The organism is Mesorhizobium sp. M4A.F.Ca.ET.022.05.2.1 (genome assembly GCF_003998845.1).
Lineage (GTDB): Bacteria > Pseudomonadota > Alphaproteobacteria > Rhizobiales > Rhizobiaceae > Mesorhizobium.
The window spans coordinates 1-10,103 of record NZ_RZOJ01000219.1 but is presented as its reverse complement, the minus strand read 5'-3'; the positions used below and the strand labels follow the sequence as shown (position 1 = coordinate 10,103).

The following is a 10,103-nucleotide window of genomic DNA, read 5'->3' as shown; positions in this document are numbered from 1 at the left end:
GTTGCCGAGCGCGTCAGCGGTGAAGGTTTCCGCCGAAATCAGGCTGTGCAGATCGGTCAGCGCGCCCGCCGGTGCCAGATCGATGGCCGTGCCGGCCAGGGCGTTTGCCAACGTGGTCGCCAACTTGACGCTCTGCCCATCGGGCGAAGCGATGATGTAATAGTAGCCGCCGTCGGTGAGCCCGCCGATGGTGGTGGTCACTGCATCGTAGCGCACCAACTGACCGGTATAGAAACGGTTCTCGACGCCGAGGAAGATCTGGTTCGTCAAGTCAGCGACACGGCCGGTGTCGAAGCCCATGCCGAGCGGCAGGCCGGCGCTGTCGACGATGTCGATGTTCACTCGCGCGCCGGTCGCGCCGATGTTCTCGTCGGCGCGAATGTTCAGGATGTGCGTGCGGATCAGCGACTGGCGGCCATCACTGCCGGTGACGCCGCGATCGTTGGTGGCGAGCACCGATCCGTCCGTGTTGACTATCGACGTCGTACCGATCGGGTTCTCAATCGTACCATTGATGTAGATATCGGAATGGCCACCGGTGTCGGTGATCTCGATCAGTGTCGGCGCGACTTCGCGCACCACGTTGAAGGTCAGTGTCACGCTCTGCGACGGATTGAGCCATGCCAGCGGCTGCTCGTCGGTGACGACATCGATATTGTTGATGATGATGTCCTTGTCGGACTCGTTGCGGATCGACACGCGCTGCAACGTATCGCGGAACGTCCAGGTGCCGCCTGCGCCGGTCATCGAGTTCGAATCGAACACCACGTCGCCCGGACCCGGATTGACGATGTCGTTGACGACAATGTCGTTGCTTTGGATCGTGCTGCCTTGGCCTTCGGTGGCACTGCCGCCGCCCGCGGTGTCGTTGACCGACACTTCGACCGCGACATCGATCTCGCCGTCGGCGCCGATGACCAGTTGCTTGACGACCAGTTCGGGTGAACGGCCGGAAAGGATCAGCACGTCGGAATTGAAGTTGATCGATTGCGGCCTGTCATCCGGACTGCTGCCGCTCGACCCGCCGGCGGCGAGCGAGCGCTTGCTGTGATCGGCGTCATCCGTCTGCGAGATCGAGCCGTTCACGGTCGAGGCAAACAGGGCCAAGTGCTCGGCCGAGCTTCCAGGTTCCTGCGGATAATCCGGGTGTCCGAGCACGGCATCGTTGTTGTCGCGCGGGCCGGCTGTCACCAAGGCGCCTGCCGCGCCGAAAATCTCGGAGGAGACGTCGGTGTCGTTATGCGCGTCGGAATCGACGAAGCCGAACAGGCCCGTCGAGCGGGCATAGGATTTCGCATGCGTGACGACGTCGTTGTAGCGGGTGATGAGGTCGACACCTTCCCAACCGGTCAGGTCGGCGCCGGCATTGATCCGCACCTGCGCATCCGGCCGTGCCGTGATCGTGCTTTCCGCCTCGCCTTCGCCATAGAATCCGGCGCCGCGCCCGTCGCTGCCGGAGAAGACATGGAACTTGTCGACCCGCGCCGCAAGCGAGGTGCGCCGCGCGCTGAGCACGGCGTTGGCCGCCAGCGAGACGATGGCGTCGGCCTGGTCGGCGTCCGGATCGCCATCGGGCGTGCCAATATTGACGTGCGTGATGGCGTCGCCATCGCCGCCGAAGCCGACGCCGGAGGCAGTCGATTTGGCCGTCACATCGACGGAGGCGTTCGCCGTGCCCTTGGCCAGTTGCCCGGCCAGCACGATGGCGTTGGAGCCGATGGTAGACGTGGTGTTGTACTCGATCCGCACGTCGGTGACCGGATCGGCCAGGCCGACCGCGCCGCCGGCGCTCGACTGCGAGGACGCGCTGGTGATGGCGTTGCTCGCCGAAGCCAGCGTGAAGTTCTTGCCCGCGACGATGCGCGTGTTGTCGCTGATCGTCGCCGCGCTTGTTATGTCCTGGTAGCTCCGCGCATCGGCGTCGCCGATGGCGACGAAGCCGCCGGTGCCGTTGACCGCGTAGGAAGAGGTGTTGGTCGTCGCCGATGTGCTGACGGTGACGTCGCCCACGGTGGTGATCTGCGTCGCCGAAATCGTCGCCGAGACGTTCGGATTGCTGATGATGTCGGCGTCGTTGATCTGCACGCCGACGAAGCCGCCGCCGGACCCCTTGGCGTAGGCGGAGGATACCCCGTCGCCCGATTGCGGAGCAATTTCGCTGAGCGGAACCTCGCCCGGGCCGAACAGGAACTGGCCCGGCGCTGCCGAGGTGGCGCCGTCGCCGATGTCGATGCGCAACTGCTGCTCGCTGTCGACATCGTCGGAGATATCGATCGCGAGTGCCGTAAGGCTGTGATTGCCGTAAGGCCCGGCCAGGCCCGTTGGCGTCAGGACGATCTGACTGCCGCCGCTCGGCGCATCCCACAACTCGAACGTGTTGTCGCCGGCGCCGCTGACGCCCCGCACATAGTAGGTCTTGCCGTCTTCCAGCCCGCCGATCGGCAGATTCTTGGCGTTGACCAGCGAATGCGTATCACTGGCGCCGACATTGAGGGCGGGATCGGCGCTGAGGCCCTTGTTCGGGTTCAGCGCGATGATCGGCTGATCGAAGGTCTTCGTCAGCGTGTCTTCGGTGACGCTGTTCGCGACGGTAAGGATCAGCGTGCTGCCGGATACGCTGGCGATCGTGAACGTGCCGGAATTGGCGCCGCCGCCGCCGATGAACAGCGTGCCGGCTGCGAAGCCGTTGTCGGCCCAGTTGAGGCCGTCAGTGCGGATGATACGGTCGCCAGCGGCATTGCGAACGAACTGCACCTCTTCGGTGATCGCGTCGTTACGCTTGAGCTGGATCGTCGAGGAATTGACGACATGCACGCGATAGGTCTGGCCGTCGACCAGGCCGCCGATCGCCAGACCCGTTCCGCCGTTCGCATTCTTGACGTCATAGACGACGTGCTCGCCCTCGGCGAAACCGTGCGCCAGCGCATTTCCATCATCGTCGAAGAAGCGGATGTTGTCGGCGTTGCTATCTGCGATCGGCGAGCCGTCGGGATTGAGGCTGTTCGAATTGACGTCCACCTGGGGACTGACGAAGGTGCGCGCGTCCGGCGCCTCATAGGTCACCGCCGTCCCGTTGACGAAACCATGCCCGGATATGGTGATGCTGTTGCCCGCGACGTCGTCCGGCTGGAAATTCTTGAGGTAGTTCTGTGGGTTGACCGCCTTGTCGAAGGTGCTCACCAGCTTGATGTGCGACCCGTCGATGACCAGCACATAATAGAGGTTGCCCTCGGTCAGGCCAAAGCTGTCGACCGTTTCGTCCGGTCCCGGATAGTAGCGGACGGCATCGCCGCTCAGGAAATTATGGCCACCCGCGAACTCGATGATCTCGGTGTCTGGATCGATGTCGGCGGCGTTGAAGACGGAGCCGAAATAGAGCGTGTTCGGATCTGTCACGCCTGCATTGACGACATTGATCACGCTATACTGGCGGTTCACAGCCGAATCGGCCGGGTCCGGCCAGTTGAGGCCGGGAATGACGGCGCCGCCGCTTCCGGCATCATATTCGACCGTGTCGCCGGTCACCAGTCCGTGCCCGTTGACCGTGATCGTGTTGGCGGTGCCATCGACATCGAGGATCTCGTAGGTCGGTTGAACGCCGGGGATCGGCGACGCGGAGGCTTCGACCAGGATATCTCCGGTCGCATTGATCACCGCGCCCGCGCCGATCGAGCTTGCAACAGTCGGGCTGACATTGGTCGTCGCATCCGAAGCGCCAGCGCCGAAAATGCCGCCTATCGAAATACCGACAACCTTGGCGTCGCCTTCGGTTTGCGCCTGTGCCTTGAGCCGGACATTGCGCGCCGACTGGATCGAGGTGTTGTTGCCGATCGAGGCGCTGACCGACGATGGGCTGGCTGTTGCGACTGCGCTGTTGATCGTCAGCGCGCCGAGAACGCCGCCACCGGCGGCTTCAGCCACGGCGAGCGCGCCGTTGACAGCGAGGGCTTCGACCTTAATGTCGGTGACCGAGACGATGTTGGCGTTCATCGCGGCGTTGCTCTGGCCATTGGCCTCCGCTTCAGCCACGGAAGCACCGACCGCCGCGGCGCCGAACGAATTCGCTTCGGAATTGGCGACGGCATAGTTGCGAATGCGCGACTTGATGTCGATGTCACCGGTGATGGTGAATGCGCCGCCGGCACCGATCGTGGTGTTGGCAACCGCATTGGACCGCGCGGTCGGAACCGAGCCCTGGCCGCTGAACAAGCCGCCGCCGGAGGCTTCCGCATAGGCCTTCGCCCCGCGGTCGGTCGCCGTCTCGCCCTCGTAATTGTGTGACGACAGCATGACGATGCCGCCGGCGTGAATCGTCGAATTGCCGCCGATCGATGCGGCCACCGTCGGGACGACATTGACCGTCGCCAGGCTGGTGCCGGCCGCCAGCGCGCCGACCGAAAGCGCGAACACGTCGCCGGTCGCATCGTGCAGCGTCCACGCCTCGACCGTGAGGAGGCCCGTCGCATTGATGTTGGCGCCGCCGCCAATCGATGCCTCTACGTTCGGCTGAACATCGACGAAAGCGAAATTGAAGGTGAGCGCGCCGAGCCCCGCGGCAAGCGCGAAGGTGTCGGAATCCGCGTTGATCGTCGAGTCCGCATGGACGGTGATGGCTCCGACGGTGTCGGTCTGCCCGATCTGACTGCCCGCGCCGATCGTGGCCAGGACTTCCTTGGTGTTGTCGTCGTCATCGCCGATGGTGACGTCGCTGTAGGACGCGCCGACGGCCACCGCGCCGGCCTGTATGCCGGTCGTCAGCACGTCGAACGTCTGGTTGCTGGTCGCCGAGACCGTAAGGCTGGCCGCGTCGTTGACCACTGTGTTGTCGAGCAAGCCGGCCTGAATGCGGCTGGTATCGTTGACCACCGCGACCGATGCGCCGAGGCCGACGAAGCCGGCCTGCAAGGCGACGGTTGTGACATCGACATCCTGGCCGAAATGGCCTTCGACTCGGATGGCATTGCCAGCCTTCAGGCTTCCACCGGCCTTCGCTCGCACCTGCCCCGACACATTGACGACGGAAATCGAGGCGCCCAGGCCAACAAGACCGGCGCCCAGGCTGCCGACCAACATGTCGACTTCCATCTGTTCACGCGCGTTCACGACGATGTCGTGACCGGCCTCGACCGTGGCGCCGCCTTCGACGGACGCGGTGGTGCCGCGCTCGTCGGTGACGGCGGCCGTTAGCTTGTTAGTCAGGGCGCTGGAGGTCAGCGCGTTGGCGCCGACCTTGTCGCGGGCGCCTTCAACGCCGGCCTTGACCCGCGAGTCGGCCGTATTGCTGTTGGCGCCGCTGCCGAAGCGGCTCAATTCCCCGGTGACGCCTTCGACACCGTCGTCGGCCTGGCCGCCGGCCTCGTCATTGGCGGTCTTGGGGCTTCCGTCGTCCTTCGTCGCGTTGCCGCTGCCACCTTGGTTGTCCTGATAGGAGTCGCTGAATTCCTCGCCGACCGACCAGACCGACACGGACGCGCCGAGCCCGCCGACGCCGATGCCGCCGCTGAAGGCGAACCCACGCAGAACCTTGATTGCAACCGCGTTGACCGACACGTCGCCGCGCGCCCGCACCATGGCGTCGGCGTTGATCGCGGCAACCGTGTCGTTCTTGATGCTACCGAAGTCGATGCCACCGGCCAGGCCGATGAAACCGGCGCCGAGAGCGCCCGCAAAGGACGTGACCCGGACCTCGTTCGCAGCGTTGACATAGACGCCCTGCGCGCCCGCGACCGTGCCCGGATGGGCGACGTAATTTGCCGCGCCCTGGTTGATGTCGGCGCCGACCCCGATCAGCGCCTTGGTGTCCGAATTGAGCAGCGTCACAGTGACGGAGCCAGCCAAGCCGACATAAAGGCCACCGGCGCCGGCGACTGTCACGTTGGTGACCTCTTCCGACGATTCGGCCTGCACAATGACGCCATGCGCCTCGGCCGTGCCGAAGCCGCTCGGATCGCCGCCGCCGACGATCGTGCCAGTAAGCACGCCGCCGATGCCGGCGCCGTTGCCGGAGGCGTCGATGCTTGCATTGTCGCCGATCGTCGCTTCAGTAAGCTTGTCGACGGTGACGACCGCGACCGATCCGGCGGCGCCGCCGCCCGACAGGCCGATGGCGACCGCACCCGCGACCACCACCACCTCGGAATCGTCCTTGGCCATGACGGCGACGTCGCCGCCGGCGACAATCGTCGCGTTGGCGCCGACGCGGGCATAGGTCTCGGTGTCGAACGACAGCACCGAGACGCCGCCCGCCAGGCTGACCGTGCCACTGAAGGCAAGGCCGGCGGAGACGACGATGACCTTTTCCTTGGACGTGGAGATCACGGCGACGTCGTTGTTCGCCTTCACGTCCGCGCCGTCGTTGATCGTCGCGAAAGTATCGACCTTGATGACCGATACGTCGACGCCTGGCGCGCCCGCGCCCGAACCGCCGAAGGCCGCACCGGCCCCGACGCCGACATGGCTGAAGTCGCTCGCCGCCGCAACCAGCACGGACTGTCCAGCATTTCCGGCGCCGGCCATGTCCTGGTTGATCTGTGCATCGGCTCCGATGAACGCCTTTGTCTTGGTATCGACGATGTTGACGGCGGCACCAACTGCCACGCCGACCGAACCACCGCCGCCGACGGAAATTGCAAAAGTTTCGATATCATCCTTCGCCGAGGCCGAGACAGCCACGCCGCGGAAGCCGGTGTCGACCGCCGCGTTCGCAATCCGGTTCTGAGTCAGCCCCGGATCCTGCTGGACGTCGTCGCCGCCCTCCTGGTCGAGGTCCTTGAACTGGGTGAGGCCTGACGGCGTACCAGCCTCCAGGCTGCTCGCGGTCGGCTTGTTGCCGCCCTGCGGCTCGAAGCTCGACATCGCCTGGCTGCCCGCGTAGGAGACGTCGTAGCGGCCGGTTCTCGCCGCGACCGTGCCGTGGCCCTCGCCGGTGACGCGTGCACCCGCGCCGATGAAGGCATCCGTCACCTTGTCGACAACCGCAACGCCGGCCGCGACGCCGACACCGGCGCTGCCGCCAATCGCCACGCCGCCAACGATCAGGTCCATCTCGGTCTCGTCGAGTGCCTGGACGAGCACGCTGCCGCGTGCCCGCACATCCGTCAGGCCGCCGATTGGCGCCAGCGGATCCGACCCGATGAAGGCGCGGGTCTTCAGGTCCAGCACGAAGACGTCGGCCGTCAGCGTGACGCCCGCGCCGCTCGACGCGCCCGCAGCCACCGAGAACGAGCCGATGTCCTCGTTGCCGGTTGCTTCGACCGTCACGTTGCCGTCGACGTCAATGTCGGCGCCCGCCTCGATTGATGCAGTCGTTCTCTTCGTCAGCGTCGACACATTGACACCGGCGCCAACGCCGGCGTTGCCCGCGGAAACCGCGAGCGAGCCAGCGACCGTCAGGATATCGGTTTCGTCGCTCGCAAAGACCGAGACGCCGGGATCGTTGGCGAGCGTCTGGCCGGAAACCTTGCTGTTTGCGCCGATGCGCGCCGTCGTTGTCTCGGTCAGCACTGTTACGGCGACCGAACCGGCGACCGCCGCCTGCGCGGAAGCCGCGCCGGCGGCGGCGATGATCAGCACCTCATCGGTGGAAATCGCCGACACGGAGAGGCCGTTGGCGCCGCCGGTGACCACATCGGCGTCGCCATAGAGCTCCGCCTTCACGTCGTCGAGATGGACAAACACGGTTCCGGAAACGCCGATGCCGGCGCTTTGGCCGAACGCCGCCGCGCCCGCCAGCAGGAACACGTCCGCATCGCCGGTGGCCGTCACGGAGACATCTCCGCCGGCGCCCAGATGCGATTTGTTCAGCGCGCTGCCGGCCTCGACGAAGGCCTGCGTCGATGTGTCAAGATAAAGCACGCCGACCGACGCCGCGACGCCGGCCGAGCCGCCGGCGCTGCCGCCGAACGTCGCCGCGATCGAAGTGATGTCGTCGAAGGAGTCGGCGTTGATGACGATGTTGCCGGCCGACGTATCCAGATCCGCGCCGCCGCCCATCCAGGCGCTGGTGTTGCGCGTGATCACCTGCACGTCGAGGCCGATGCCGACGCCGGCATTGCCGTTCAGCGTCAGGCCGATGCCGCCCGCCCCGCTGACCACGGTCAGCAGGTCCGTCGCCTCGATCTTGATGCCGGTTCCGGCCTCGAGGTCGGAGTTGTCGTTCACCGAGGCGTGCGTCTCCATGAAGATCACGTTGACGCTGGACGAACCGCCGACGGCAAAGCCGCCGGACGCACCGGCGATGCCGGCGGCGAAGCTGGTGACGGCCAGCGAGCCGATGACAGGCAGGTTTTCCGTGACCGGCAGCAGTTCGGCATGCGAGGTGACGTTGATCGCGCCCTGCGCTTCGGCGTCGAGATTGATGCCGGTCTCGGCCTTGGTGCTGAGATCGTTGACGATGTTGACGGTGACCGCGATGCCCACGCCGCCACCGCCGCTGCCGGTGCTCAAGGCCGCACCGCCGGCCAGGTTCTGCATTTCATTGAGACTGACGGCGCCGATCTCGATGTTGCCGGTGTTGGCGTCGAGATCGACATTGTCGCCGACCGATGCCAGCGTGTTGACATCGAGATAGTTGATGCCAACCGAGCCGCCGATCGCGGTGTTCTTGGAGACCGCACCGGAGAGGGCGCGCGCCTGGAACGTGTTCTTCTGGCCGTTGGCGGTCGCGGCGCGGACCTCGATCGATCCCGCTGTCAGATCGGCGCCTGCGCCGATCATCGCGTTGTTGTCGAGGAGGACGATGTTGAGACCGACCGCGGCGGCGACGCCGGTATTGGAACTGGTGTTCGTAGAGGTCGCCGTGGCCAATGCCCGCGCGTCGGTCGTGCTGATCGCCTCGACCTTCATCGCACCAGTGCCGGAGATCGTCACGTTGCCGGCGATCTGCGCCTGGTTGTCTGCATCGAGGAAATTGACGGCGATCGTTGCCGCCACGTTGGTGCCACCGGAGCCATTGCCGCCCTGCGTACCCTTGCCGGTCTGCGCATTGCTGTTGCCATCGGCCTGGCCAAGGCTGCTGCTGCCGCTCTGCGTCGGCGTCTTGGTGCCGCCGCTCTGGTTCTTGGCCATCTCGGTCTGGTTGGTCGTCTCCTGATCGGAGTTGGCACTATCCGTTGTGCCATCGGACTTCTTCGTGGATTGGCCCTTCGAACTCGCCTTGGACTCTGCCTTGGTGTCGAGTGTCGAGGTCGCGGTGATCGTCACCGTGCCGACATTCTGGAAATTGCGGCCGAGGAATGCGTCGTTGGTGACTTCGCCGATGTTCAGCGCAATCGACGCGCCAACGCCAACGCTGCTGCCGGCAGCTTCGCCATCGGCAAGCGTGTGAACCGTCCCGGTGTGCGACGCTTGCGCGGCCAAATTGCCCGTCAGCGTGATCGCTGCGCCGCCGCCGGTGCCGATGTGCGCATCCGTATCGTTGTCGACATAGGCGACAGCGATCGCGCCGCCGATACCGGTAGCGCCTTGCGCGCCGGCCTTGGCCGTCGTTGTCAGCGTGTCATTGGATGTCGCGGTGACCGTGAAATTGCCCGTCGTCCCGCTAACCGTCTCGCCGTCCTCGACGCCAGCAAAAGTGCTGTTCAAGCCGATGCCGAGCGCGATCGATGCGCCGACGCCGACGCTGCCCGAGCCGCTTCCGGCCCCCGAGGAGGTCGCCGTCGTCGTGGTTTCGGTCGTGTTGATCGCCGTGAGCAGGACATTGCCGCCGGTCAAGGTGACCGTCGCGGCGCCACCTGCCGGCTGATCGGCATGGTCGAGACCAATCACGCCTAGCGTGTCGGTATCGGCGAAGCTCAGCGCGAACGAGCCGGCCACGCCGATATCGCCACCGCTGGCACCGGAGGTCGACTCGGCGCCGAAACGATGCGTCACGTCACCACCGACGTTCTTCATCTTCGCTTCGGCTTTCACCCCGTCGGCGGTGATGATGCTGCCCGCCCCGATCGAGGCCTCGTTGCGCATCGTCGCGATATTGATCGCCACGGCGACACCGACAGCGGTGCCGCTGTCGCTCGTCTTTGCTGTGCCATCGGCTTCCGCCGTCGCGTCCATGTTGTTGGACGACTGCAAATTGAGTTCACCGACGCCGGCGCCCTCGCCGGCAA

The 10,103-nt window shown here is 65.6% G+C and carries 1 protein-coding gene; it reads right to left on the bottom strand.

Translation table 11 applies throughout. From position 1 onward, the window contains the following. Positions 1 to 10,103, bottom strand: a 10,103-nt coding sequence (locus EN745_RS21730) for a hypothetical protein (protein WP_145992089.1), incomplete at both ends; no start/stop codon positions are given.